Source organism: Streptomyces muensis (genome assembly GCF_021474425.1).
Taxonomy (GTDB): domain Bacteria; phylum Actinomycetota; class Actinomycetes; order Streptomycetales; family Streptomycetaceae; genus Streptomyces; species Streptomyces muensis.
In genome coordinates, this window is sequence record NZ_JAKEIP010000016.1 from 18,460 (window position 1) to 44,863 (window position 26,404).

18 protein-coding genes are annotated in these 26,404 nt (G+C 68.1%); 4 read left to right on the plus strand and 14 right to left on the minus strand.

Going from position 1 to position 26,404, the window contains the following annotated elements; all coding sequences use genetic code 11:
- Positions 1-21: 21 nt before the first annotated feature.
- The gene (locus L0P92_RS06770; RefSeq protein ID WP_234761601.1) at positions 22-417 is read left to right on the plus strand and encodes a PIN domain-containing protein; all 396 of its coding nucleotides are present in this window, start codon (positions 22-24) and stop codon (positions 415-417) included.
- A gap of 39 nt (positions 418-456) precedes the next feature.
- Here L0P92_RS06770 and L0P92_RS06775 read toward each other — a convergent pair whose 3' ends face one another.
- The 9 genes from L0P92_RS06775 to ngcE all read right to left on the minus strand — a co-directional run bounded on the left by L0P92_RS06775 (position 457) and on the right by ngcE (position 12,780).
- On the minus strand, positions 457-1,980 hold the full coding sequence (locus L0P92_RS06775; RefSeq protein WP_234761602.1) for an amino acid permease: 1,524 nt from the start codon (positions 1,978-1,980) through the stop codon (positions 457-459).
- A gap of 148 nt (positions 1,981-2,128) precedes the next feature.
- Positions 2,129-4,057 (minus strand): 1-deoxy-D-xylulose-5-phosphate synthase, encoded by a 1,929-nt coding sequence (dxs, locus tag L0P92_RS06780; protein WP_234761603.1) that lies wholly within the window; start codon positions 4,055-4,057, stop codon positions 2,129-2,131.
- 426 nt (positions 4,058-4,483) lie between these two features.
- Positions 4,484-5,779 (minus strand): sugar ABC transporter permease, encoded by a 1,296-nt coding sequence (locus tag L0P92_RS06785; protein WP_062719592.1) that lies wholly within the window; start codon positions 5,777-5,779, stop codon positions 4,484-4,486.
- A complete protein-coding gene (locus L0P92_RS06790; protein ID WP_062719591.1) occupies positions 5,776-6,567 on the minus strand; it encodes an ATP-binding cassette domain-containing protein in 792 nt (263 codons plus the stop codon). The genes L0P92_RS06785 and L0P92_RS06790 overlap by 4 nt, the downstream gene beginning before the upstream one ends.
- Positions 6,568-6,751: 184 nt before the next feature.
- Positions 6,752-7,849 (minus strand): sugar ABC transporter substrate-binding protein, encoded by a 1,098-nt coding sequence (locus L0P92_RS06795; protein ID WP_234761645.1) that lies wholly within the window; start codon positions 7,847-7,849, stop codon positions 6,752-6,754.
- A 133-nt stretch (positions 7,850-7,982) separates the two neighbouring features.
- On the minus strand, positions 7,983-9,182 hold the full coding sequence (locus L0P92_RS06800) for an ROK family transcriptional regulator (protein WP_234761604.1): 1,200 nt from the start codon (positions 9,180-9,182) through the stop codon (positions 7,983-7,985).
- A gap of 210 nt (positions 9,183-9,392) precedes the next feature.
- Positions 9,393-10,325, minus strand: a complete 933-nt coding sequence (locus L0P92_RS06805) for a carbohydrate ABC transporter permease (protein WP_234761605.1) — start codon at positions 10,323-10,325, stop codon at positions 9,393-9,395.
- Positions 10,326-10,339: 14 nt separating this feature from the next.
- Entirely contained in the window at positions 10,340-11,263 is a 924-nt protein-coding gene (locus L0P92_RS06810) for a carbohydrate ABC transporter permease (RefSeq protein ID WP_234761606.1), read from the minus strand.
- 50 nt (positions 11,264-11,313) lie between these two features.
- Complete coding sequence (gene ngcE, locus L0P92_RS06815; RefSeq protein ID WP_234761607.1) at positions 11,314-12,780, minus strand: N-acetylglucosamine/diacetylchitobiose ABC transporter substrate-binding protein; 1,467 nt, start codon at positions 12,778-12,780, stop codon at positions 11,314-11,316.
- Between the two features lie 364 nt (positions 12,781-13,144).
- Between ngcE and L0P92_RS06820 the strand changes: the two genes are divergently transcribed.
- Both L0P92_RS06820 and L0P92_RS06825 read left to right on the plus strand, forming a co-directional pair.
- Positions 13,145-16,954, plus strand: coding sequence for a GH92 family glycosyl hydrolase (locus L0P92_RS06820; RefSeq protein WP_234761608.1), 3,810 nt, complete (start codon positions 13,145-13,147; stop codon positions 16,952-16,954).
- Between the two features lie 19 nt (positions 16,955-16,973).
- Positions 16,974-18,959, plus strand: a complete 1,986-nt coding sequence (locus tag L0P92_RS06825; RefSeq protein WP_234761609.1) for an alpha-glucuronidase — start codon at positions 16,974-16,976, stop codon at positions 18,957-18,959.
- Here the strand turns inward: L0P92_RS06825 and L0P92_RS06830 are convergent.
- From L0P92_RS06830 to L0P92_RS06850, 5 genes are read right to left on the minus strand one after another with little or no spacing between them, the layout of a single operon-like run.
- Positions 18,953-20,974 carry a beta-galactosidase gene (locus L0P92_RS06830; protein ID WP_234761610.1) on the minus strand — a complete coding sequence of 674 codons (2,022 nt, stop codon included), beginning with the start codon at positions 20,972-20,974 and terminating at the stop codon, positions 18,953-18,955. The two genes, L0P92_RS06825 and L0P92_RS06830, sit on opposite strands and share 7 nt — an antisense overlap.
- Positions 20,971-21,657 carry a hypothetical protein gene (locus L0P92_RS06835; protein ID WP_234761611.1) on the minus strand — a complete coding sequence of 229 codons (687 nt, stop codon included), beginning with the start codon at positions 21,655-21,657 and terminating at the stop codon, positions 20,971-20,973. Before L0P92_RS06835 ends, L0P92_RS06830 begins: the two co-directional genes overlap by 4 nt.
- Entirely contained in the window at positions 21,654-23,309 is a 1,656-nt protein-coding gene (locus L0P92_RS06840) for an ABC transporter substrate-binding protein (protein ID WP_234761612.1), read from the minus strand. The genes L0P92_RS06835 and L0P92_RS06840 overlap by 4 nt, the downstream gene beginning before the upstream one ends.
- 15 nt (positions 23,310-23,324) lie before the next feature.
- The gene (locus L0P92_RS06845; protein ID WP_234761613.1) at positions 23,325-24,197 is read right to left on the minus strand and encodes a carbohydrate ABC transporter permease; all 873 of its coding nucleotides are present in this window, start codon (positions 24,195-24,197) and stop codon (positions 23,325-23,327) included.
- Positions 24,191-25,183, minus strand: coding sequence for an ABC transporter permease (locus tag L0P92_RS06850; RefSeq protein WP_234761614.1), 993 nt, complete (start codon positions 25,181-25,183; stop codon positions 24,191-24,193). The genes L0P92_RS06845 and L0P92_RS06850 overlap by 7 nt, the downstream gene beginning before the upstream one ends.
- Positions 25,184-25,368: 185 nt before the next feature.
- Here L0P92_RS06850 and L0P92_RS06855 point away from each other — a divergent pair, with 185 nt between their 5' ends.
- Entirely contained in the window at positions 25,369-26,373 is a 1,005-nt protein-coding gene (locus L0P92_RS06855) for an acetylxylan esterase (protein ID WP_234761646.1), read from the plus strand.
- Positions 26,374-26,404: the final 31 nt, after the last annotated feature.

Here is a 26,404-nt window from a genome sequence, read left to right on the forward strand (position 1 = left end):
CGCCGTGCGACCCTTGCCCCCATGAATGAGGACGCTCTTGCCCCCGTGACCGAGGACGCTCCCCTGCTCGTGATCGTCGACGCCGCGAATGTCGTCGGCTCGGTGCCGGACGGCTGGTGGCGGGATCGGCGGGGGGCCGCGGAGCGGCTGCGGGACCGGCTGGCGGCGGACGGGGTGCCGGGGCGTGCGGGGGCCGTGGAGATCGTGCTCGTGGTGGAGGGGGCGGCCCGGGGTGTGGAGTCGGTGCCGGGCGTGCGGGTGGAGTCCGCGGCCGGGAGCGGGGACGACCACATGGTCGAGCTGGTGGAGCGGGCGGCCGGGCGGGCCTGTCTGGTGGTGACGGCGGATCGGGAACTGCGGCGCAGGGTGACGGAGTTGGGGGCGGACGTGGCGGGGCCGCGTACGGTTCGGCCGTAGTCGGCTGCCGTACGCGGCCCCTGAGCGTCGGTTTTTCGGTTACGCGCTGTTCCCAGGCTCGCCCTTCTCCACCTCCGCGACGGTCGTCTCCTCGTGCCGTCCGAGGCGGCTGTGGGAGCGGCCGTAGAGGAAGTACACGACGAAGCCCGCGACCATCCAGATGGCGAACCGCACCCAGGTCTCGGCGGGCAGGTTGATCATCAGCCACAGCGAGGCGCACACCGACAGGATCGGGATGACCGGCACCCAGGGGGTGCGGAAGGCCCGGTGCAGGTCGGGGCGGGTCTTGCGGAGGATGATCACGCCGATAGCGACGACCACGAAGGCGAACAGGGTGCCGATGTTCACCAGGGCGGCGAGTTCGGTGAGCGGGGTGAAACCGGCGAGGATCGCGATGATCACGCCGAGCAGGATGGTCGGGCGGTGCGGGGTCTTGAACCGCGGGTGGACGTGGGAGAAGAAGCGGGGCAGCAGTCCGTCGCGGCTCATCGCGAAGAAGACGCGGGTCTGGCCGAGGAGCAGGATCATGCAGACCGTCGTCAGGCCGACCGCGGCCCCGAAGCTGATGAAGCCCGCGAACCAGGGGTGCCCGGTGGCCTTGAACGCGTCGGCGAGCGGGGCGTCCACGGACAGCCGGCTGTAGTGCTGCATGCCGGTGACGACGATGGACACGGCGACGTACAGGGTGGTGCAGATGATGAGGGAGCCGATGATGCCGCGTGGCATGTCGCGCTGCGGGTTCTTGGTCTCCTCGGCGGCGGTGGCCACGACGTCGAAGCCGATGAAGGCGAAGAACACGACCGAGGCGGCGGTGAAGATGCCCATCACGCCGAAGTTGGAGGGCGCCCAGCCGAACATCAGCTGGATCAGTGGCGCCTGGAGACTCTCCCCGGCTTCCACGGCCTTCTGCTTCGGGATGAAGGGGTCGTAGTTGTCGCCGTCGATCAGGAACGCGCCGGCGATGATCACGACCAGGACGACGGTCACCTTGATGGCGACGACCAGGGACGTGATCCGCGCGGACAGCTTCATGCCGACCACGAGGATGCAGGTGAGGACCAGGACGAGCGCGGCGGCGAGGATGTCGAAGCCGAAGACGTCGGCGCCCTCCCGGCTGCCCAGGGCCGCCGGCATCTCCCAGCCGGCGTTGTCCATCAGCGACTGGATGTAGCCCGACCAGCCGACGGCTACCACCGCCGTCCCGAGCGCGAACTCCAGGACCAGGTCCCAGCCGATGATCCAGGCGGGCAGTTCACCGAGCGAGGCGTACGAGAAGGTGTACGCGGACCCGGCGACCGGGACCGTGGAGGCGAACTCCGCATAGCAGAGGGCGGCCAGCGCGCAGGCGACACCGGCCGCGACGAACGCCAGGGCCACCGCGGGCCCGGCGTTGTTCTTCGCGACGGTGCCGGTGAGCACGAAGATGCCGGTGCCGATGATGACGCCGACGCCGAAGACGGTCAGATCCAGCGCGGACAGGGACTTCTTGAGCGCGTGCTCTGGCTCCTCGGTATCGAGGATGGACTGCTCGACTCTCTTCGTCCGGAAGAGTGTGCTGCTCACGGGTCTTACCTCCCACGCTTGTCGTCCTCGACATGATCGAGAGGGGGCGTGGTACGCATGCCCCGACGCGGGCGGATTCACACAGATGGGCCGGTTTCACCACCCTTCGCGGTGGTGAAACCGGCCCCTGCGGCCCTGTGAGCGGACGTCAGTCGCGCGCGGGCTCCACCGAGTCGACCTCGGCCGCCGTACGGTCGAACCGGCCGTCCAGTTTGGAGACGAGACCGGTGACCTGGCGGGCGATGTCCGGGGCGGTGAGGCCGATCTCCGCCATGACCTCGGCGCGGGAGGCGTGGTCGAGGAAGCGCGGCGGGATGCCGAAGTCGCGCAGCGGGAGGTCGACGCCCGCGTCGCGCAGGGCCTGGGCGACGGCCGAGCCGACGCCGCCGACCCGGGAGTTGTCCTCGACGGTGACGACCACGCGGTGCCGCTCGGCGAGCGGGGCCATGGCCTCGTCGACGGGCTTGACCCAGCGCGGGTCGACGACGGTGGTGGTGATGCCCTGCTTGTCGAGGAGCGAGGCGATCTCCAGGCACATGGGAGCCAGCGCGCCCACCGAGACCAGCAGCACGTCGGGCGTGTCCGTCCCGGGCTCGCGCAGGACGTCCATGCCGCCGACGCGGCCCACGGCGGGCACGGCGGGGCCGACAGCGCCCTTGGAGAAGCGGACGACGGTCGGGGCGTCCTTCACCTGGACGGCCTCGCGCAGTTGGGCGCGCACCTGGTCGGCGTCGCGCGGGGCGGCGAGCCTGAGGCCGGGGACGACCTGGAGGATCGACATGTCCCACATGCCGTTGTGGGAGGCGCCGTCGGTGCCGGTGACGCCGGCCCGGTCGAGCACGAAGGTGACACCGCACTTGTGCAGCGCCACGTCCATGAGGACCTGGTCGAAGGCGCGGTTGAGGAAGGTGGCGTAGACGGCGAAGACGGGGTGCAGTCCGCCGGTCGCGAGGCCGGCCGCGCTCACGGCGCCGTGCTGCTCGGCGATGCCGACGTCGTAGATCCGGTCCGGGAAGGTGTCGGCGAACTTCTTCAGGCCGACGGGCTGCAGCATCGCGGCCGTGATGGCGACGATGTCCTCGCGCTCCTTGCCGAGCTTGACCATCTCGTCGCCGAAGACGGAGGTCCAGTCGGCGCCGGAGGCCTTGATCGGCAGGCCGGTGTCGGGGTGGATGGGGCCGATGCCGTGGAAGCGGTCGGCCTCGTCCTGGAGGGCGGGCTGGTAGCCGCGGCCCTTCTCGGTGAGGCAGTGCACGATGACCGGGCCGCCGAACCGCTTGGCCCGCGCGAGGGCCGACTCCAGCGCCTCGATGTCGTGCCCGTCGATCGGGCCGACGTACTTCAGGCCGAGGTCCTCGAACATGCCCTGCGGCGCGATGAAGTCCTTCAGGCCCTTCTTGGCCCCGTGCAGGGTCTCGTAGAGCGGCTTGCCGACGACGGGCGTGCGGTCGAGGATCTCCTTGGTCCGGGTGAGGAAGCGCTCGTACCCGTCGGTCGTCCGCAGCGTGGCCAGATGATTGGCCAGCCCGCCGATGGTGGGCGCGTACGACCGCTCGTTGTCGTTCACGACGATGACCAGCGGGCGGTCCTTGGCCTCGGCGATGTTGTTCAGCGCCTCCCAGGCCATACCGCCGGTCAGCGCGCCGTCACCGATGACGGCGACGACATGGTCATCGCGTTTGCGCAGCTGGTTGGCTTTCGCAAGCCCGTCCGCCCACCCGAGGACGGTGGAGGCGTGGCTGTTCTCGATGACGTCGTGCTCGGACTCGGCCTGCGAGGGGTAGCCGGACAGGCCGCCCTTCATCTTCAGCTTGCTGAAGTCCTGGCGGCCGGTGAGCAGCTTGTGCACATAGGACTGGTGGCCGGTGTCCCAGAGCACCTTGTCCTTCGGCGACTCGAACACCCGGTGCAGGGCGATGGTCAACTCGACCACACCGAGGTTGGGGCCGAGGTGGCCGCCGGTCTTGGAAACCGCCTCGACGAGGAAGGTGCGGATCTCCTCTGCCAGCTGGTCCAGCTGCTCAGGGCTGAGCCGGTCCAGATCGCGCGGTCCCGTGATGCGGGTCAGCAGCGGCACCCGTGCCTCCTTGCAGTAGAGCTTTTCGAGCTGTTGCCGGGCTCGTCGAGTCTAATGTTCCGCCCAGCCGGAAGGTTCCCGGCCCACCTGTGGCAGGTCACGCATTCGGCTCTACCCAGTAACGCCCCGTACTACAACGCCGCAAAAAGGGGCGCGGGACTGTGTCTACATGCGGCTACCGCCGCGTGCGCGCGACCACAACGCCGCAAAGGGGCGCGGGACTGTGTCTACATGCGGCTACCGCCGCGTGGGCGCGACCACAACGCCGCAAAGGGGCGCGGGACTGTGTCTACATGCGGCTACCGCCGCGTGCGCGCGACCACAACGCCGCAAAGGGGCGCGGGGAACTGCGCGACCAGCCCCAACGGACCGGCACCCGCAATCTCACCCACGCCCCTACGGCGCCACCGCGTTCCGCGCGGAGCGCTACGCGCGACCCGCGGTCTTCTGCGTCTTCCGAGTGATCGAGTCAATGACCACCGTGGTCAACAGCACACCCGCGGTGATCATGTACTTCACCGGCTCGGCGATCGACTCCAGCTGCAGCCCGTACTGGATCGACACGATCACCAGCACACCGAGCAGCGCGTTCCACGTACGCCCACGCCCACCGAACAGCGACGTACCACCGATGACAGCGGCCGCGATGGCGTTCATCAGCAGGTCACCGGTACCCGCGCTCTGGTTGGCCGACGCGATCTTCGAGGCCAGGAACAGACCACCGATCGCCGCGAACCCACCCGAGATCGCGAACACGGAGATCCGCACCGCGGTCACGTTGATACCGGCACGACGCGAGGCCTCGACACTGCCACCGAGCGCGAAGATCTTGCGTCCGTACGACGTCCTGCGCAGCAGGAAGTCCGTGGCGAACAGGAACACCAGGAAGATCACCGTGGCCAGCGGCAGGCCCTTGTACTGGTTGTACATGATCGCCGCGGCGAAGGAGACCACGCCCAGCAGGACCGTCCGCAGGACCGTGTCGGTCAGCGGCCGGAACGGGATCCCCGCGGCCTCACGACGACGGTTGCTGAGGAAGGAGGTGACGAAGAACAGCGCGGTCACCACGGCCGCCAGACCGTACGCGGCCGCCACGTCCGTGAAGAAGTACGTCGTGAGCTTGCCGATCAGCCCGTCGCTGTCGAGGTTGATCGTGCCGTTCTCGCCCAGCGTCTGGAGCATGAAGCCGAGCCAGAACAGCAGACCGGCCAGCGTCACCGCGAAGGCGGGGGCGCCCAGCACCGCGAAGAAGAACCCGTGCGCGGCGCCGATCACGGCACCGGCCGCGATGGCGAACAGCACGGCCGCCCACTCGGGCCAGCCCTGGTTCACCGCGAGGACGGCCGCGATGGCGCTGGACGCGCCACTGACCGAACCGACGGACAGGTCGATCTCGCCGAGCAGCAGCACGAAGACGATGCCGACGGAGATCATGCCGGTGCCGACCATCGTGACGGTGATGTCACTGATGTTCTGCGCGGACAGGAACGCGGAGTTCAGGCTCTGGAAGATGACGCAGATGGCGACCAGGCCGAGGATGACCGGCAGGGAGCCGAGTTCACCGGCCTTGATCTTGCGCCGGAACTCGGTCACATAGCCGGCCAGGCCCTGCTCCTGCACCAGCAGGCGGGGGTCGACCGCGGTCACCGCGGCCGCGGCGGCCTCGGTGTTGAGGACCTCGTGCTCGTCCTGCGGCGTCGTGGAGGTCTTGTCGATGCTCACTTGGAAACCTCCCCGTTCGTGCGCGCCGCACGGCGGGTCACGGCGTTGTCGGTGGCGCCGGTGATGGCGGAGATGATCTCCTCCTGCGAGGTCGTCTTGACCTCGAAGACGCCGTTGTTCTGACCCAGGCGCAGTACGGCGACCTTGTCCGCCACGGCCTTGACGTCGGCCATGTTGTGGCTGATGAGGATCACGGCGTGGCCCCGCTCGCGCAGCCGCTCGACCAGGTCGAGGACCTGGGCGGTCTGCTCGACGCCGAGGGCGGCGGTGGGCTCGTCGAGGATGACCAGCTTGGGCTCGCCGAGCATGGAGCGGGCGATGGCCACGGTCTGGCGCTGACCGCCGGAGAGCGAGGCGATCGGGATACGCACGCTGGGGATGCGGATCGACAGGGTCTGGAGCAGCTCGCGGGAGCGGCGCTCCATCTCGACCTCGTCGAGTACGCCCCACTTGCGGACCTCACGGCCCAGGTACAGGTTGCCGACGACGTCGATGTTGTCGCACAGCGCGAGGTCCTGGTAGACCGTCGCGATGCCCAGGCTCTGGGCGTCGTGCGGCCGGTTGATCGAAACGGCCTTGCCCTCCCATTCGATGACGCCCTCATCGATGGGGTGCACGCCGGCGATCGTCTTGACCAGCGTGGACTTTCCGGCGCCGTTGTCGCCCACCAGGGCGACCACTTCACCGGCGTGGACCTCAAGCTCTACGTCGGTGAGCGCCTGGACGGCACCGAATCGCTTGGAGACCCCGCGCAACGCCAGCACGGGCGTAGCGGACACGTGAACCATCTCCTTCGCCGCCTGACCCGGCGGAAGGGTTGTGCAGAAGAGTTAAGGGGGTCCGTCCGGCGCCCCGCGCCGAGCTTGCGGGGCTGACGTATGCGCGGGGCGCCGGAGGAGTCTTGGTGCAGTCATGTCCCCGTGCGGGAATTCAAGGACGAATTCCCGCACCTGGAAAGGGACTCGGTACTGCTTACTTGACGCCGAGCTTGTCGCAGGCGGCCTTGTACTTGCCGGTGCAGATCTCGGCGGCGGTGTAGACGCCGTCCTTGATGACGGTGTCGTTGATGTTGTCCTTCGTCAGCGAGGTGACGGGCACGAGCACGGACGGGACGCCCTTCTCGCTGCCGCTGTCGACCTTGTCCTTGGCGATGGAGTCGAGCGACTTGCCCTGGGCGAGCGCGACGGCCATCTCGGCGGCGGCGGTGGCCTCGGGGGCGTACGGCTTGTAGACGCTCATGTACTGCTCACCGGCGACGATGCGCTGCACGGCGGCGAGCTCCGCGTCCTGACCGGTGACCGGGACGTCGATGCCGGCGGCCTTCAGGGCGGTGATGATGCCGCCCGCCATGCCGTCGTTGGCGGAGTAGACGCCGACGATCTTGTCCTTGCCGAGGGCCGAGATCGCCGCCTCCATGTTGGCGTTGGCGTTCTCCGGCTTCCACTCCTTGGTGTCGTACTCCTTGCCGACCTTCACCTTGCCGTCGAGGGCGGAGTGCGCGCCCTCCTTGAACTGGGCGGCGTTCGGGTCGGTGACGGAGCCGTTCATCATGACGATCTGGCCGTCCTTGGCCTTGTCACCCAGGGCCGTCAGCAGGGCCTCGCCCTGGGTCTTGCCGACCGACACGTTGTCGAAGGACGTGTAGGCGCTGATCGGGCCCTCGGCCAGGCGGTCGTAGGCGACGACCTTGATGCCCTGGTCCACGGCCTTCTGGACGGAGTTCTTGATCGCCTTGGCGTCGACGGCGTCCAGGATGAGGACGTCCACCTTGTTGGTGATCATGGTGTCGACCTGCTGCGCCTGCAGGTTCGCGTCCTGCTTGGCGTTGTTGTAGTCGATCGTCGCCTTGCCGTTCGTCAGCTCCTTGATCTTCTCCTCGATCAACGGCCGGTCGAACTTCTCGTAGCGAGCGGTCTGGTTCTCCGGGAGCAGGAGACCGACCTTGATGTCGTCGCCCTTGGCGGCGGAAGCAGTGGAGTCATTGCCGCCGCCCGCTTCCTCGGCGCTGCCACAGGCAGCCAGCGAGATGGCCATCGCACCAGCGGCAACGGCGACAGCGGCACGACGCATACGCGTGTTCACTTCAGAAACCTCCCTGACGAGGCCGCGTCGTTGCGGCCGAGGTGGCTGGAAGTCAACTCGGCCACACGTGCGACGTCAAGAAGTAAATCCTTAACGGGTTGGCAACGGTGCCATCCGTTCTCTAAGTGAAGGCAGGCGCGGCCGCGTGCAGCGTGCTGTCCAAAAGGGTTGAATCGCCCATCTCGCTGAGCGCGAGGGCGAGGGCGCCGAGCACCTCCGCACGACCGCCAAGTGCCCCGGGGAGAACGGACAGTTGGCGCGCCGCGCTGGGGATGGCGTAGCGGCCGACGGACTCCCGGATCGGCCCGAGGACCAGCTCACCGGCCTCGGCGAGATCACCGCCGAGGACCACGCGGCTCGGGTTCAGGAGATTGCAGAGATTCGCGACTCCACTGCCGATGTGGCGGCCGACGTCGGCGATCACCCGACGACAGCCCGGGTCTCCGTCCCTGGCCAGCCGTACGACACCCTCCATGGTCAGATCCGTGCCGTGACTGGACTGGAGGAGCGGCAGCACATAGCGCGCGGCCGCGAAGGTCTCCAGGCAGCCCCGGTTTCCGCAGCGGCAGACCGGGCCGGATTCATCAAGGGTAATATGACCGATTTCTCCGGCTGTGCCGCCGGGACCCCGGTAGATCTTGCCGCTGATCACCAGACCGGCGCCGACACCGCTGGCGACCTTGATGTACGCCAGGTCCCGCACGCCCCGCCCGCTGCCCCAGACCAGCTCGCCGAGGGCGCCGAGGTTGGCGTCGTTGTCCACGTGCACGGGCACGCCGAGCCGGCCGCGCAGCTCCTCGGCGGGCTTGGTGCCGATCCAGCCCGGGAGAATCGCGGAGGAGCCCAGGGTGCCGGACTCGACGTCGATCGGGCCGGGCACACCCAGACCCACCCCGGCGATCTTGGACCGGTCGACGCCGGTCGCCTCGATCAGCCGGTTGACCAGCTGTTCGGCCCGGTCGAAGCCCTGCGCCGAGGAGGCGTCCACGTCGAGTGGCTCGGACTCCTCGGCGAGCACCTGGTGGGCGAGGTTCCCGACCGCGACGCGCAAATGCGTATGGCCGAAGTCGACCCCTATGACAATGCCGGCGTCCCCGCTCAGCGAGACGCTGCGGGCCCGGCGGCCGCCCGCGGATGTGGGCGTGACCTCGACCGTTCCGCCGTCCTTGAGCTCCCGGACGATGTTGGAGACCGTCGCCGCGGACAGTCCCGTGGTCCTGGCGATCTCCGCCTGGGTGAGGGATCCGGCCAGCCGGACGGCCCGGACGACCCGCTCCAGGTTGGCTCGGTGCAGCGACGACTGCGACCCCGGAGTCTCCACGACGACCTCCTGCGCGCGGGGCCGCTTCGGCGAGGCCCCGTTACGTGTCCAACTAGTGAACTCTAAGCTGAGCCGTTCGGGTTGCCTCCCGTCAAGAGGTTGAACCGTATCCGGGGATGTGTGCGCGCACACGTGAGCCGCCCCGGTGCGGGGCGGCCCAGGTGTGACGTGGGGTGATGCGGCGCTCACCCTGGAGCGAACAGAGAGCGTTTACTTCAGCGCACCTGCCGTCAGGCCCGCCTGCACCTGCCGTTGGAAGATGAAGTAGACGATCAGCACCGGCAGCATCGCGATCATCATGCCGGCCATCAGGGCGCCCCAGTCGTTCTCGTAGCCCTGCTGCAGGGCGATCATCGCCAGGCCCTGGGTGAGCACGTACTTGTCCTCGTTCTGGTTGAGGACCATCGGCAGCAGGTACTGGTTCCACTGCCCCAGGAAGTTGAAGATGCCGATGCTGATCAGGCCCGGCTTGGCCATCGGCAGCATCACCTGGAAGAACGTTCGCGTGTGCGACGCGCCGTCGATCAGCGCCGCCTCCGCGACCGAGGTGGGCAGCGTGCGGAAGAAGGCGGTCATGAAGAAGACCGTGAACGGCAGCGAATAGGCGATGTAGACCAGGATCAGCCCCTGGTACGTCGCCAGCAGTGAGCTGCCGGGGAAGTCCCGCAGCACGAAGAACAGCGGGATGACCAGCATGAAGACCGGGAAGGACATGCCGGCCACGAACATGAAGTAGATGAACCGGTTGCCCGGGAAGGTGAACCGGGCCAGCACATAGGCGGCCATCGAGCCCAGCACCATGGTGCCGACCACCGAACCGCCCACCACGACCGCGGTGTTGAGGAAGTACTGGCCCATGTTCGCCTTGTTCCAGGCGTTGGCCCAGTTCTCGAAGTGCAGCGAGGTCGGCAGGCCCCACGGGTCGGAGAGGATGCCGTTGCTGGTCTTGAAGGAGCTCCACAGCACCCACAGCAGCGGCACGCCCACCATCAGCGCCCACAGCACGAGCATGCCGTGCGAGAAGACGTGCAGGACGCCGCCCTCGGAGCTGCGGCCGTCGGTCGCGCCGAGCTTCCTGGTCAGGCTCGGCCGGTCCGGCTCGTCCGCCTTGGTGACGGTGCCGGTGTTCGTGTCGGTCGTCATGTCGCCCCGTACCCCTAGAACTCGATCCGTTCACGCCGCGCGAAGCGCAGGGTGAGCACTGCGAACGTCATGGTGACGATGAGCATCGCGACGCCCATCGCGGACGCGTAGCCGAACTGGCTGTCGCGGAACGCCGTCAGATACAGCCGCAGTGGCATGACGTCCGTGGCGCCGTCGGGGCCGCCCATGTTGACCGACATGATCTGCACCAGGGCGAAGCCGTCCAGGGCGATGATGCCCATGTACACCCAGCCGGTCTGCACGGTGTCCCACAGCAGCGGCAGGGTGATGCGGAAGAAGGTGTGGAAGCGGCCCGCGCCGTCCAGCAGGGCCGCCTCGTAGATGTCCCGCGGGATGGACGCCATGGCCGCCGAGAACAGCACGACGTAGAAGCCGACGTGGGACCAGATCATCACCGCCATGATGCACAGCAGGGCGAGGCTCTTCTCGCCCAGCCAGGCGTTCTGCCAGCCGTCCAGTCCGACCGTGCCCAGCAGGGAGTTGAGCATGCCGTCCTGCGGGTCCGGGTTGTAGATGTTGAACCAGATGACGGCGATGATCGTGATGGAGATGACCTGCGGGAAGAAGAAGACGAAACGGTAGAACTTCGAACCCGCGACACCGGTGATGACCTCGTTCTTGCGTCGCTTTCCGCCGACATTGAGCATGAAGGCGAAGAACAGACCGAGTCCCAGCGTCACGATCGGCACCGCGATCAGCATGTAGACGTTGTGCCACAGCGCGTTCCAGAAGTCCTCGTTGTGCCACAGCCTTTCGAAGTTCTCGAATCCGACGAACTTCGCCGTGCCGACGAGCCCCGACCAGTCGGTCATCGAGATCTGGAACGCCTGGACGAACGGCGAGATCACGAAGACCGCGTAGACGATGACGGGCAGGGCCAGGAAGCCCACGATGAATCGGTATTTGCCGTGTTGCATGGTGCTTCCCGGCCCTTCCCCTTTGAGTGCCGTTGTACCGGACCGGACTCTCAGCTCTCGCGCTTGAACTTCTTCACCGAGTCGTCCTTGGCCACGGCGTCGGCGTATTGCTGCGTCTTCTTGATCCAGTCGGCCGCGCTCATCTCACCGGTGAGCAGCTGCCCGGTCAGACCGCCGATCTTCTCGTCGGTGAGCGAGGGGTACCACTCCTGGAGCTGGAGGCTGATGATGTTGTCCCCGGCGTCCTTGAACGCCTTGCTCGCCGACGCCAGGCCCGGCGAGAGAGTCATGCCCTCGGTGGCGTCGACCACACAGGTGAGCGACTTGACCTTGGTGGCGAAGTTCTGCGCGTGCTTCTTGGAGAGCATGATGCGCAGCAGCTCCATGCCGCCGGCCGGGTTCTTGCCCTTGGCGGACACGATGTACGGCTCGCTGGGCTCGGCGCGCAGGGTGCCGTGCGGCAGCTTGTCGCCGCTGGAGCCGTCGAAGAGGGCGCCGACGGACATCGCGAAGTCCTTGGGCGTGGTCGGGGCGGCCTCGTTCTCCACCCAGGAGCCGTTGGGGATGAAGACGGCTTTGCCCTTGTTCCAGGCGGTCTGCGACTGAATGTGCGTCAGACCCTGGCTGCCCGCGAGGAAGTACTTCTTGGCGGCCAGCTCCTCGTAGTGCTCGACGACCTGCTTGACGGCGTCGTTGCCGGTCCAGGCGTTCGGCTCCAGGTTGTCGATGGCGATCCAGCCGTCCATGCCGCCGATCTTGGCGATCTGGGCGAACAGGTTGAAGTGGACGTAGTACGGATACTTTCCGGCGTACGTCCAGGGCGCGATGCCCTTCTTCTTGATCTCGCCGCAGAGCTTGACCATGTCGTCCAGGCTCTTGGGGTATTCCCAGCCGTTGTCGTCGAGGGCCTTCTGCGAGTACCAGGTGCCGTAGATGGTGAAGGCGTAGTAGAGCACGTCGAAGGTGTCGCCGTGCTTGCCCTTCTCGATGGTGCTCGGGTGGATGACGTCCGAGATCTTCTTGCTCGCGTCGTCCAGCGAGGGCGCGTCCAGCAGCGCCTTGAGGTCCTGGAGCTGCCCCTGGGTGGACAGCTTGTTCATGTCCAGGTGGTCGGCGCCGGAGTTGTCGATGACGTCCGGCGGGTTGCCGCCGGCGAAGCGCGGGGTGAGCTTCGGGCCGACCTGCTGGGTGCCGGTGTGCTTGACCTCGGCCTTGTACTTGGCCTTGTAGTCGGCCTCGGCGTCCTTGGCGTACTGGTCGCCCAGACCGCCCTTGAAGATGAACGCCTCCAGCGCGGTGCCTTCCTTGACCCCGAGCGGGTTGGTGGCGGACTTCGCGCCACCGGGCGCCTTGCTCTCCTCGTCGCTGCCGCCGCCACCGCCGGTGGCACACGCCGACAGGAAGGCCATGGTCGGAACGGAGATCAGACCGAGCGCGGCGGACCGCTTGATCAGATCGCGGCGCCCCACACCTGCGGAGCCGTTGTTCTCAGGGTTCTCGGCGGAAGTGGATCCCATGCTCAAGTCCTCGCCTTCTCCAGGACTCAGGCGGTGAACCGGATCCTCCCGGCACCGCGGTCGGGTCGAGCTGGTCGTGCAGGCTGGGTCGTGCAGGAAGTGCGAATCGTGTGAATCGCCGACAGGTATAGTCCACTTCCCGCCAACGGATCAAGATCGAATGCAAGGTTGGCCGGTGGTCTTTTCCGAGTTGAGACCTGCCGGAAATATGAGCGGCCTGTGTGTTCCTTGGCGGAAAAATCCCCGTCATTGCCCTCGAATGCCACACCCAACACCCTTGACACGACAGAGCACTTGAGCCACAACTGTTCCTTGCGCAGCGATGTTGACAACGTTGTCCCGTGCGCAGGGAGGGTACCCGCTTATGCAGCAGAGAGCTCGGCACAGATGGGGTGGACCGGCGGTCGTGTCGGCGGCCGCCTTCGCATTGACCGTGGGCTCGCAGGGCGCGGCGGTCGCCCTGCCCACCGCCCCCGCGGCGGCCGACCGGAGTTTCACGTCCTCCTTCGAGGCTGACGATCCGGCACCCGACTGGCTCAACACCGTCGACACCGAACCGGACGGCACCAAGCGCGCCTCGGGCGTCGACGGCGGCTACACCAGTGGCATTCCGGGCAATGTGACCGACCATGTCACGGACGTCCGGGCGAGCGGCGAGAACACCGGCGGCGGCGAGGTGAAGGAGAACCTCACCGACGGCGAGTCGAGCAGCAAGTGGCTGGTCTTCGAGCCCACGGGGTGGGCGGAGTTCGACCTCGACAAACCGGTACGTATCGCGAAATACGCGCTCACCTCGGCCAATGACTACGCCGAACGCGACCCCCGCGACTGGACCCTGAAGGGCTCGACGGACGGCAAGGACTGGAAGACCCTCGACACCCGCTCGGGTGAGACGTTCGCCGAACGGTTCCAGACAAAGACCTACGACCTCGCGGAACCGGCCGAGTACCAGCACTTCCGGCTGGAAGTCACCAGGAACAACGGCGCCGACGGCATCCTGCAGCTCGCCGACGTCCAGTTCTCCACGGGCGGCGGCGACGGCCCGGTCCCGCAGGACATGCTCTCCCTCGTGGACCGCGGCCCGAGCGGCTCCCCGACCGCGAAGGCGGGCGCCGGCTTCACCGGCAAGCGGGCGCTGCGCTACGCCGGGCGGCACACGGCGGACGGGCGGGCGTACTCGTACAACAAGGTCTACGACGTGAACGTGGCCGTCGGCCGCGACACCCGCCTCTCCTACCGGATCTTCCCGTCGATGGCGGACGGCGACCGCGACTACGACGCCACGAACGTCTCCGTCGACCTGGCCTTCACCGACGGCACCCACCTCAGCGACCTCGGCGCCACCGACCAGCACGGCTTCCCGCTGTCGCCGCGCGGACAGGGCGCGGCGAAGGTCCTGTACGTCAACCAGTGGAACAACGTCGCCTCGCGGATCGGCTCGGTCGCGGCCGGCAAGACCGTGGACCGGATACTCGTGGCGTACGACTCCCCCAAGGGCCCGGCGAAGTTCCGGGGCTGGCTGGACGACATCGCGCTGAAGGCCGTAGCGCCCGAGAAGCCGAAGGCGCACCCGTCCGACTACGCGCTCACCACGCGCGGGACCCTGTCCAGCGGCGGTTTCTCGCGCGGCAACAACTTCCCGGCGACGGCCGTGCCGCACGGCTTCAACTTCTGGACGCCGGTGACGAACGCGGGCTCGCTGAGCTGGCTGTACGACTACGCCCGCGCCAACAACGACGACAACCTGCCGACGATCCAGGCGTTCAGCGCCAGCCACGAGCCGAGCCCCTGGATGGGTGACCGGCAGACCTTCCAGGTGATGCCGTCGGCCGCCTCGGGCACCCCGGACACCGGGCGTGAGGCGCGCGAGCTGGCCTTCCGGCACGAGAACGAGACCGCGCGGCCGTACTACTACGGGGTGCGGTTCGAGAACGGGCTGAAGGCGGAGATGGCGCCCACCGACCACGCGGCGGTGCTGCGCTTCACCTACCCGGGTGACGACGCGAGCGTGATCTTCGACAACGTGACGGACCAGGCGGGGCTGACCCTCGACAAGGACAACGGGGTCGTCACCGGCTACTCGGACGTGAAGTCCGGCCTCTCGACGGGCGCGACCCGGCTGTTCGTGTACGGCACCTTCGACAAGCCGGTGACCGAGGGTTCCGCCAGCGGCGTGAAGGGACACCTCCGCTTCGACGCCGGAGGCGACCGGACCGTCACGCTCCGCCTCGCCACCTCCCTCATCAGCGTCGACCAGGCGAAGGACAACCTGCGCCAGGAGGTCGACGATGCCTCCTTCGAGACGGTGAAGTCGCGCGCCCAGCGCCAGTGGGACAAGCTCCTCGGCAAGGTCGAGGTGGAGGGCGCGACGCCGGACCAGCTGACCACGCTGTACTCCAGCCTGTACCGGCTGTACCTGTACCCGAACTCGGGCTTCGAGAAGGTCGACGGGAAGTACCGGTACGCGTCCCCGTTCTCGCCGATGCCCGGTCCGGACACGCCGACGCACACCGGCGCGAAGATCGTGGACGGCAAGGTGTACGTCAACAACGGCTTCTGGGACACGTATCGGACGACGTGGCCGGCGTACTCGCTCCTCACGCCGAGCCAGGCGGGCGAGATGGTCGACGGCTTCGTCCAGCAGTACAAGGACGGCGGCTGGACCTCCCGCTGGTCCTCTCCCGGCTACGCCGACCTGATGACCGGCACCTCCTCGGACGTCGCCTTCGCGGACGCCTACGTCAAGGGCGTCGGCTTCGACGCGAAGTCGGCGTACGACGCGGCCGTGAAGAACGCGACGGTGGTGCCCCCGTCGTCCGGTGTGGGCCGCAAGGGCATGGAGACCTCGCCCTTCCTCGGCTACACCAGCACCGAGACGCACGAGGGCCTGTCGTGGGCGTTGGAGGGCTACCTCAACGACTACGGCATCGCGAAGATGGGCCAGGCGCTGTACAAGAAGACGGGTGACAGGCGGTACAAGGAGGAGTCGGCCTACTTCCTCAACCGCGCCCAGGACTACGTCAACCTCTTCGACTCGAAGGCCGGCTTCTTCCAGGGCCGCGACGCGAAGGGCGACTGGCGCGTCGAGTCCTCGAAGTACGACCCGAGGGTGTGGGGCTACGACTACACCGAGACGAACGGGTGGGGCTACGCCTTCACGGCCCCCCAGGACAGCCGGGGCCTCGCGAACCTGTACGGCGGCCGCAGTGGCCTCGCCGACAAGCTCGACGAGTACTTCGCCACCCCGGAGACGGCCTCGCCCGACTTCGTCGGCTCCTACGGCGGTGTCATCCACGAGATGACGGAGGCACGGGACGTCCGGATGGGCATGTACGGCCACTCCAACCAGGTCGCCCACCACGCGAACTACATGTACAACGCCGCCGGGCAGCCCTGGAAGGCGCAGAAGAACGTCCGTGAGGTGCTGTCGCGGCTGTACGTCGGCAGCGAGATCGGGCAGGGCTACCACGGCGACGAGGACAACGGCGAGCAGTCGGCCTGGTTCCTGTTCTCCGCTCTGGGCTTCTATCCGCTGGTGATGGGGAGCGGCGAGTACGCCATCGGCTCGCCCCTGTTCACCAAGGCGACGGTCCAGCTGGAGAACGGCCGCGAGCTGGTCGTCAAGGCGCCGAAGAACAGCGCCCGGAACGTGTACGTCCAGGGCCTGAAGGTCAACGGCGTTCCCTGGAAGTCGACTTCACTCCCCCACTCGCTGATCGCGAAGGGTGGGGTCCTGGAGTTCGACATGGGGTCGAAGCCCTCGTCCTGGGGCACCGGCAAGCACGCGGCGCCCGTGTCCATCACCCAGGACGACGAGGTGCCGACGCCCCGGGCGGATGTGCTGAAGGGTGACGGGGCGCTGTTCGACAACACCTCGGGTACGGAGGCGAGCGTCACCTCGGTGGAGCTGCCGCTGTCCGAGGGCGGCGCCAAGGCCGTGCAGTACACGCTGACGTCGCCGTCGGACCGGACGAAGGCGCCGACCGGCTGGAAGCTCCAGGGGTCGAAGGACGACGGGACGACGTGGCGGACCCTCGACGAACGCTCCGGACAGTCCTTCGCATGGGACCGGCAGACACGGGCGTTCTCCGTGGGATCACCGGGTACGTACGGGAAGTACCGTCTGGTGCTCGACGGCGAGGCGGTGGTGGCGGAAGTCGAACTGCTCGGGTGAGCCAGGGAGTTGAGGTCTCATGCAGGGTGTCGATCCGGTACGGGATGTCGATCCGGCCTGGCTGCCGGACGAAGCGTTCCGACCCATCGGCACCCGGCGGACACTGATCCGTGGCGCGGGTCCGCTGGTGGACACCGTGCACGGCGAAGTGGCAGGGGCCTGTGAGCGGTTCGGGGGCCGCGTCGAGCGCGACGCGGCCCCCGGGCCGTTCGACCTCGTCCTGGAGCTGGCCGGCGAGGACTCCCCGGAGGCCTTCACCTGCGAACGGAACGGCGGCTGCACGACGGTCACCGCGTCCGGCCAACGTGGGCTGCTGTACGGCCTGTTCCATGTCGTACGGCTCGGCGAGTCCGCGTTCCTCGGGCAGCGACAGCGGGAACGTCACGCACCGGCGCTGGACCTGCGGATGCTGGATCACTGGGACAACGTGGCCGTGCACCCGGTCATGGGCCAGGTGGAACGGGGTTACGCCGGCGGGTCGCTGTTCTGGGAGGACGGCCGGGCGCGCGGTGAGCTGCTGGGGCGGGTGCGGGCCTACGGCAGGCTGCTCGCGGCGTGCGGGATCAACGCCGTCACGGTGAACAACGTCAACGTGCACAAGACCGAAGCCCATCTGCTCACGGACCGGATCGACGAAGTCGCCGACATCTCACGTGAGTTGGGACGGTACGGGATCCGCACGCATCTGTCGGTCACCTTCGCCGCTCCGATGGTGCTCGGCGGGCTGCCGACCGCCGATCCGCTGGACGAGGCGGTGCAGGCGTGGTGGTCCGAGGCGACCTCGCGGGTGTACGAAGCGATACCCGGCTTCGGGGGATATGTGGTGAAGGCCGACTCGGAGGGGCAGCCGGGACCGTTCGCGTACGGCCGCAGTCACGCGGACGGCGCGAACCTGCTGGCCGGCGCACTCACCCCGTACAACGGCACCGTGCACTGGCGGGCGTTCGTCTACGACCACCGTCAGGACTGGCGGGACCGTACGACGGACCGGGCGCGTGCCGCGTACGACCATTTCGTGCCGCTGGACGGACAGTTCGCTCCGAACGTGATCCTCCAGGTCAAGCACGGCCCGATGGACTTCCAGGTCCGCGAGCCGGTGTCCCCGCTGATCGGCGCGATGCCGCGCACCAGGCTCGCGGTGGAGACGCAGGCCACGCAGGAGTACACCGGGCAGCAGCGGCATGTGTGCTGGCTGGGCCCGATGTGGAGCGAGGTGCTGCGGTTCCGGCCCGAGGAGGGAGCTCCCGTGGGCGAGTTGGCGCGCGGCGGTCTCGTCGCCGTGTCCAACGTCGGTGACGACCCGTTCTGGACCGGGCATCCGCTGGCCCAGGCGAACCTGTACACCTTCGGGCGGCTGGCCTGGCAGCCGGACGCGAATCCCTACCGGCTTCTGGACGAGTGGATCAGGCTGACCTTCACTCCCCGGAGGTCCGAGGAGAGCGCGCGGCTGGAGGCGGGCGTTTACGCGGTGCTGGCCCACTCGTGGCGGACGTACGAGAAGTACACCGCGCCGCTCGGCGTGGGCTGGATGGTACAGCCCGACCACCATTACGGGCCTAGCGTGGACGGCTACGAGTACAGCCCCTGGGGCACCTACCACTTCGCCGACCGCGACGGCATCGGGGTGGACCGGAGCGTGGCGACCGGTACCGGGTACGCGGGGCAGTACGCCAAGCCGTGGGCCGAGGTGTACGAATCACCCACCACCTGCCCCGACGAGCTGTTGCTGTTCTTCCACCACGTGTCGTACGACCACGTACTCCGCAGCGGGAAGACGGTGATCCAGCACATGTACGACACCCACTTCGAGGGTGTGGAAGAGGTGGAGGCGGCCCAGCGGGTGTGGCAGGGGCTGTCGGACCTCGTGGACCCGGCGCGCCACGCGCGGGTGGCGGAGCGGTTCGAGGAGCAGCTCCGCAGTGCCCGCGAGTGGCGCGATCAGATCAACAGCTACTTCTTCCGTAAGTCGGGTGTGGCCGACGCACATGGGCGGCGCATCTACTGACTGCGGAGGATCAGTGTGCCCAACGGGTCGAGGGTCAGTGGCTCGCCCTCCTCGAACCGCTTGCCGGTCAGCAGGTCCGTGGCGGTGGTGTGGGCGCAGAGGTGGGCCGGTTCGGGGGCGTGGTTGAGGAGGAAGAGGAGGCGGGTGCCGTCGGGGGCGACCCGGGTGGCGGTCTCCAGCGCCGGGTGGCCGCTGTAGGGGCCGAGCAGGTCATGGCGGGCGAGGATCCGGCGGACGACCCGGTCGACTCCGGGTTGGTCGAGGGCGGTGCCGACGTACCAGCCCTCGCCCTTGCCGTAGGCGTGCCGGGTCACGGCCGGGGTGCCGGCGTAGAAGTCCGTGCCGTAGGTGCCGACCGGCTCGGTGGCGCCTTGTGGCAGCACGATCTCGAAGAGCAGACGGGCCTCGCAGGTGAGGTCGCCCAGCTGGACGGTCTGGACGAAGTCACGTGGCCGGGAGTCCCACTCGTCGACGCGGACGCCCATGAGGGACGCGAGCGGTCCGGGCACATCGGCCAGGAACGCCCGGTCGTGTGCGTCGACGCGGCCGGACAGGAAGGTCGTCAGGACGGTTCCGCCACGTGCGGCCACGGCTTCCAGGCGCCGTGCCAAGCCCCCTTTGACCATGTGCAGGACCGGCGCGAGCACCACGTCGTACGCCGTGAGGTCGGCCGTGACCGGGACGACGTCCACGTCCGCGCCGGCCTCGCGCGCGGCCCGGTAGTAGGCGTGGACCACCTCCTGGTACTTGACCAACCGGGACGGACCGTCGGAGATCTCCAGCGCCCACCAGCTGTCCCAGTCGAAGAGCAGGGCGGTGCGGGCCGGGGTGCGGGCGCCGAGGGTGGCGTCGCCGAGAGCCTCCAACTCACCTCCCAGTTCGGCCACTTCACGGAAGACCCGGGTGTCGTCCCGGCCCGCGTGGCCGATCACCGCGCCGTGGTACTTCTCGCAGGCGCCGCGTGAGGCGCGCATCTGGAAGTAGAGGGCGGCGTCGGCGCCGTGGGCGACGGCCTGGAAGGTGACGAGCCTCAACTCACCAGGTCTGCGCAGGGGGTTGACGTCACGGCAGGCAGTCGTGGACGGGGTCTGCTCCATCAGCCAGAAGGGGGCGCCGTCCTTCAGGCCGCGCATCAGGTCGTGGGCGAGGGCGGGCCAGGTCGGCGGGGCGTCCAGGGGCGGGTAGCTGTCCCAGGAGGCGAAGTCGAGATGGGGTGCCCAGCGGTGGTAGTCGAGGGGGCGAAACATGCCCATGAAGTTGGTGGTGACGGGCGTTGTCCGGTCATGGGCGCGGATCACCTCCTTCTCGGCGAGGAAGCAGCCGAGGAGGGCGTCGGTGGTGAAGCGGAGGTAGTCGAGGGTGATGCCCTGGAAGGCGGTGTGGTCGGGACCGCGCCAGTGCTCGGTGAGGGCGCTCGGGGGTTCGATCTCGCCGAAGTCGGTGTAGCGGTGGGACCAGAAGGTCGCCCACCAGGCGTCGTTGAGGGCGTCGAGGGTACCGTACCTGTCTTCCAGCCATGCCCGGAAGGCCTCGGCGCACAGGTCGCAGTAGCAGGCGCCGCCGTACTCGTTGTTGATGTGCCAGGCCAGGAGCGCCGGGTGGTCCGCGTAGCGTTCGGCGAGGCGGGCCGCCATGGCCGTGGCGTGGTCGCGGTACGCCGGTGAGCTGGGGCAGAAGTTGTGGCGCTGGCCGTAGCGGTGGCGGCGGCCCTCGAAGTCGGTGCGGTTGACCTCCGGGTGCCGTTTCGCGAGCCAGGGCGGGAGCGCGGCGGTGCCGGTGGCCAGGCAGACCTGGCGGTGCTCGGCGGCGGCGCGGTCCAGGACGCGGTCGAGGAACGTGAAGTCGTAGGTGTCGGGGGCGGGTTGGGTGAGGGACCAGGAGAAGACGCCGACCGTCAGGGTGTCGATGCCGGCCTGTGTGAAGAGGCGGTGGTCGTCGTCCCAGACCGGCTCGGGCCACTGCTCGGGGTTGTAGTCGCCGCCGTACGGGATCTTCGGGGTGCGCGGCGCTGTCATGCCGTGAAGTCCTCCTCGGTCTCGGCGATCACCGGGCGGCCGCTGTGCAGCAGGGAGAGCAGCAGCGGGGCGGCCAGCAGGGCGGGCAGGGCCTCGGTCAGCAGGGCGGTCGAAGCGGCCACGAGGACGAGCAGGGAGGCGGCGCCGAGGGTGGCGCGGGCGTGCCGGAAGAGGAAGTACCCGGCGAGGCGGGCGGTGTCGCGGGCACGGAAGGTGAAGAGGGAGGTGAGAAGCAACATGTGCGCGCCCCACAGGAGGGAGGCGCAACCTATGGCCGCGAGCAACACGGCCCACCAGCCGGGCAGGCCGGTCGCGGAGAAGTGGGTCAGGGTGAAGGCGATGACCGTCAGCCAGGCGAGGAGGGGCGCCCAGAGCTTCAGGGCCGGGAGGGCGTTGAGCCGCCAGCCGCGTGCGAACGCCCGCGCCGGGTGCAGTTCGGTGAGGTCGCGGCTGCGGTGGTGCAGGGCGTACAGGGCGGCGGACAGGGCCGGGCCGAGCGGGAGCAGGCATACGGCGGCCAGGGGCAGGTTGGCCGGGTCGGGGCCGAGGAGGAGCAGGCCGACGAGTCCGGGTGCGGCGGCCAGGAGCAGCAGGGCCTCGACGGCGACCAGGGTGTGGATCAGGGCGGCGGCCCGGGAGAGGGCTCCGGTGCCGAAGTCGGCCGCGGGGGCGTCGCCGCTCACCCGTTCTCCTTCTTGAAGCGTTCGTACGCCGTGTTGTGCAGGTCGACGAACTTCTGCATGTTCTTCGCCTTCAGCTCGGCGAGGTACGCGTCCCATTCGGACATGGGGCGTTTGCCGAGGACGAACTTGAGGGTGTTCTGGGTGACGTGGTCCCTGAGCGGCGTCTCCCACAGGGACGCCTGTTCCTGCTCGAAGGACTGCAGCGGGTGGGCCGGGGCGATGGGCGTCTGTTCGCGCTGGGACATGGCGTCCTGGAACTTCTTCTCGTCGGGGCTGAACATGGAGGAGACGAGTTCCCAGCTGCCGCCGTAGGCGAAGACGCCGTTGTAGAAGCCGTAGTCCTTCTGCATGTCCTTCGGGGCGTCCGGGTCGGAGCCCATGAGGCTGATGCCGGGCTCGGCCTTGTACTGGCCCCCGGAGCGGGTGTAGGTGACGCCCTCGACGCCCCAGCGTGCGAACCGCTGGCCCTCGTCCGAGTACCACAGCCAGTCCACGAACTGCATCATCGCGACGAAGCCGTCGCTCTTGAGGGCCTCGCTGGAGATCATGACGCCGTTCTCCAGCCGGACGCCGCCCAGCACCACGGGACCGGCGGGGCCGAGCGGCACCGGGATCATCTCGATCTTCGCGCCCTTGACCTGCTTCTGAAGGTTGTACCGGTATTCCTGCACCAGTACCTGCGGGTTGGCGCTGATCGCGAAGGACTTCTCACCGAGCAGCTTCTGCGCGGCCTCGTCGTCGGTCTGGGTGAAGCTCTCCGGGTCCACCAGCTTCTCGGCGACAAGCTTGCGCACGTACTCGATCATCTGCCGGAAGGCGTCGGTCGCCCCGGTGAAGACGAACTTCCGCGTGTTCGCGTCCCAGCTGATGTTGTCGTACGTCCATCCGGCCCGGACACCGTAGGCCTGGCCGAGGTAGCTGAAGAGGGCGGCGGCCGGGTAGGGCGTGTTCTTGCTCCAGCGGTCGGAGAACGGGTAGCGGTCCGGGTACTCCTCCTTCACCGCCTTGAAGACGTCGTACACCTCGTCCCAGGTGGTGGGCGCGCTCAGTCCGAGCCGTTCGAGGACGTCGGTGCGCAGCGCCAGCGAGTAGCCGGATCTGGGCTTCTCGTGCAGGCCGGGCAGCAGATAGAACTTGCCGTCGGACTGCCGGATCGAGTCGAGTTCCGGCTCCAGCTTCCAGCGCTTGACCTTGTCCTGGAAGTTGGGCATGAGGTGCGTGTAGTCGCTGACCGGGAGGATCGCGCCCGACGAGACGAACGCGACCTCGGAGGGGTGGTACGTCTTGGGGATCAGGAACGGGGCGTCGCCCGAGCCGATGAGGACGCTGCGCTTCTTCTCGTAGTCGACCAGGGGGACGGCGACGGGTTCGAAGGTGACGCCGGTGCGCTTGGTGAGCTCCTTCCAGAACAGCCAGTTCTTCTTCATCGGGTAGACCGGGTTGTCGTTGTGCAGCACCGAGAAGGAGAGCGCCTTGGTCGCCTTGAACTGCTGGCCGGCGCGGTACTCCTTCATGGCGCCGTCCCTCTTCTTCGACAGGTCCTTGGAGTCGGCGCCGTCGTCACCGCTGCCGCAGCCGGTGAGGGTGGCGAGGCCGATGAAACCGGCGGCGGCGAGGATCTGACGCCGTGACAGCTGTCCTGTGTTCTTCACAGTTGCTCCTTTGGGTTAGCCCTTGACGGCGCCGAGCATCACGCCCGAGACGAAGTAGCGCTGGACGAACGGATAGACACAGAGGATGGGCAGCGAGGTCAGCACGATGGTGACCGCCTGGATGTTCGCCCCGACCTGGCTGAGCTGGGCGTCGGCGGCGCCCGCGTTGCCGCCCGTGGTGGCGCCGGAGATGAGGTTGCGCAGATAGACCGTGACCGGCATCAGCTCGGACTTGTCCATGTAGAGGAAGGCGCTGAACCAGGAGTTCCAGAACGACACCGAGTAGAACAGCACCATGGTCGCGACGACCGCCTTGGACAGCGGCAGCACGATCCGCAGCAGGATCCCGTACGTGCTGAGCCCGTCGATCTGGGCGGCCTCCTCCAGTTCGGTCGGCAGGCTCTCGAAGAAGGCCTTCATCACCAGCAGGTTGAAGACGCTGATGGCGTTGGGGAGCGCTATGGCCCAGACGCTGTTCTTCAGGCCGAGGCTGGTGACCAGGACGTAGTTGGGGATCAGGCCGCCGGTGAAGAACATGGTGAAGACGGCGACCCCGACCAGGACGCCGCGTCCCTTGAGGTGCTTCTTCGACAGGACGTAGGCGTAACAGGTGGTCAGGACCATGGCGACGGCGGTCGCGACGACCGTGTACAGCACGGTGTTGCCGTAGTTCCGCCAGAACATGGAGTCCTGGAACACGATCTTGTACGTGGTGAGGTTGAACCCCTCGGGCCACAGCGTGACCTCACCGGCCCGGATCTGCCGTTCCGCGCTGAACGAGCGGGCGACGATGTTGGCGAACGGGTACAGGGTGACGATCACGACGAGGGTGAGGACGACGCCGTTGACGCCCTGGAATACGCGGTAGGAGCGGCTCGGCTTCACCACAGGCTGGTCCCCACTGTGCGGCGCGAGAGCTGGTTGGCGGACGTGATCAGCACCAGCCCGATGATCGCTTCGAAGAGACCGATGGCGGCGGCGTAGCTGAAGCTGTTGGACTCGACGCCCGCGCGGTAGAGGTAGGTCGAGATCACGTCGGCCTTCGGGTAGGTCAGCGGGTTGTAGAGCAGCAGGACCTTCTCGAAGCCGACGGCCAGGAAGGTGCCGACGTTGAGGATCAGCAGCGTGATCATGGTGGGGCGGATGCCGGGCAGCGTGACGTGCCAGATCTGCTGCCAGCGGTTGGCGCCGTCGATGCGGGCGGCCTCGTAGAGGTCCTCGTCGATGGTGGTGAGCGCGGCGAGGTAGAGGATCGTGCCCCAGCCGGCGGTCTGCCAGATCTCCGAACCGACGTAGATGGTCCGGAACCACTCGGGTTCCTGGATGAACCGGATCGGGTCCTGCCCGAACCAGCCGAGGACGTGGTTGACCGGGCCGTCGGTGGCGAGCATCTGCATCGTGATACCGGCGACGATCACGATGGACAGGAAGTGCGGCAGATACGACACCGACTGCACGAACCGTTTCAGCGAACGTCTGCGCACCTCGTTCAGCAGCAGGGCGAGCACGATCGGGATCGGGAAGCAGAAGACGAGCGTGAGTCCGCCGAGCCACAGGGTGTTGCGGAACACCTGCCAGAAGGTGGGGTCGCTGAGGAACATCTCGACATAGCGCAGGCCCACCCACTGCTCGCCGAAGATCGAGCCGCCCGGTTCGAAGCGGCGGAAGGCGATGACGTTGCCGATCATCGGCAGATAGCGGAAGACCAGGAAGAACAGCAGCGGCAGCACGGCGAGCGAGTACAACTGCCAGTCCCGGCGCAGCGCCCGGCGCCAGCCGATGCGCGTCGCGCGCCGCCCGCGGCGGGGTGGGGCCTTGGTCGGCGGCGGCTCCTTTGTGCCGGGCGGTGGAGCCGAGGTGGTGGAGGTGCTCATGCAGGTGGCCTCCCGGTGGCACCGAAAGTTTCGGAGTCGTACCGGCAACTTTGCGGCGAGGTTAGGGGCGGGTGTAATGGCTGTCAATGGGACTGACAGGAAGGTCAGTTGAGGAGGCCGCGACCCGGAGGAGTCAGGGACAAGCGAAACATTCTGATGTTATGCCGCAACAATCGGAGGTCATGTTGCCCGCGTTCGACCTGCCCTTGACGGACCTGGAGCGCTACCGCCCGGACCTCCAGGAGCCCGCCGACTTCGACGAGTTCTGGCACGACACCCTCAAGGAGGCGGACGAGTACGAGGTGTTGGTGGCGTGCGAGCCGGTCGAGACGGGCCTGCGGCTCATCGAGACCTGGGACGTGACCTTCCGGGGATTCGCCGGCGACCCGGTGCGGGCCTGGTTCAGCAGACCGGCCGGGGCGGGCGAGCCACTGCCCGCCGTGGTCGAGTACGCCGGCTACGGGCGTGGCCGCGGCCTTCCGCACGAGCGGCTGACCTGGGCGAACGCCGGCTACGCGCATCTGCTGATGGACAACAGGGGCCAGGGCGACCAGTACGGCAACGGCGGCGCCACCCCGGACCCGCACGCCACGGCACCGGGCGGCCCGGGTCCGGCGGTACGCGGTCTGCTCTCACCCCGGGACCACCACTACCGGCGTCTGATCACGGACGCGGTACGCGCGGTCGAGGCGGTGCGCGCGCTTCCCGGCGTGGACGGCGCCCGGATCGCGGCGGTCGGCAACAGCCAGGGCGGCGGGCTCGCCCTGGCCGTCGCGGGACTCGTCCCCGGCCTCGCCGCGCTCCTGGTCACCGCCCCGTTCCTGTGCAGCATCCGGCGCGCACTCGACCTCACCGACGCCGCGCCCTACGGCGAGATCACCGCGTACCTCTCCGTGCACCGGGGCGCCGAGCGGGCCGCCTACGACACGCTCGCCCACATGGAGGGGATCTCCTTCGCCCGGCGCGCCCATGCCCCGGCCCACTTCGGGATCGGCCTGCGCGACACGGTGTGCCCACCGAGCGGGGCGTACGGCGCCTTCAACCGCTACGCGGAACTGTCGGGCGCCGGCCCACGCAAGGAGATCCACCCCTACCCGTTCAACGGCCACGAGGGCGGCGACGCGGTGCACGTACGCCGCCAACTGGACTGGGCGGCCGAGGTGTTGGGGATCGACCGACCGTCGGTGTGAACACGCGTCGTCTGCCGGCGGCGCCTCGGAG

Bases quoted from the DNA above. Each gene is read 5' to 3' on its own strand.
- L0P92_RS06770 (WP_234761601.1), top strand. From the start codon at position 22: ATGAATGAGGACGCTCTTGCCCCCGTGACCGAGGACGCTCCCCTGCTC.
- L0P92_RS06790 (WP_062719591.1), bottom strand. From the start codon at position 6,567: ATGGTTCACGTGTCCGCTACGCCCGTGCTGGCGTTGCGCGGGGTCTCC.
- L0P92_RS06795 (WP_234761645.1), bottom strand. From the start codon at position 7,849: ATGCGTCGTGCCGCTGTCGCCGTTGCCGCTGGTGCGATGGCCATCTCG.
- L0P92_RS06805 (WP_234761605.1), bottom strand. From the start codon at position 10,325: ATGACGACCGACACGAACACCGGCACCGTCACCAAGGCGGACGAGCCG.
- L0P92_RS06810 (WP_234761606.1), bottom strand. From the start codon at position 11,263: ATGCAACACGGCAAATACCGATTCATCGTGGGCTTCCTGGCCCTGCCC.
- ngcE (WP_234761607.1), bottom strand. From the start codon at position 12,780: ATGGGATCCACTTCCGCCGAGAACCCTGAGAACAACGGCTCCGCAGGT.
- L0P92_RS06820 (WP_234761608.1), top strand. From the start codon at position 13,145: ATGCAGCAGAGAGCTCGGCACAGATGGGGTGGACCGGCGGTCGTGTCG.
- L0P92_RS06825 (WP_234761609.1), top strand. From the start codon at position 16,974: ATGCAGGGTGTCGATCCGGTACGGGATGTCGATCCGGCCTGGCTGCCG.
- L0P92_RS06830 (WP_234761610.1), bottom strand. From the start codon at position 20,974: ATGACAGCGCCGCGCACCCCGAAGATCCCGTACGGCGGCGACTACAAC.
- L0P92_RS06850 (WP_234761614.1), bottom strand. From the start codon at position 25,183: ATGAGCACCTCCACCACCTCGGCTCCACCGCCCGGCACAAAGGAGCCG.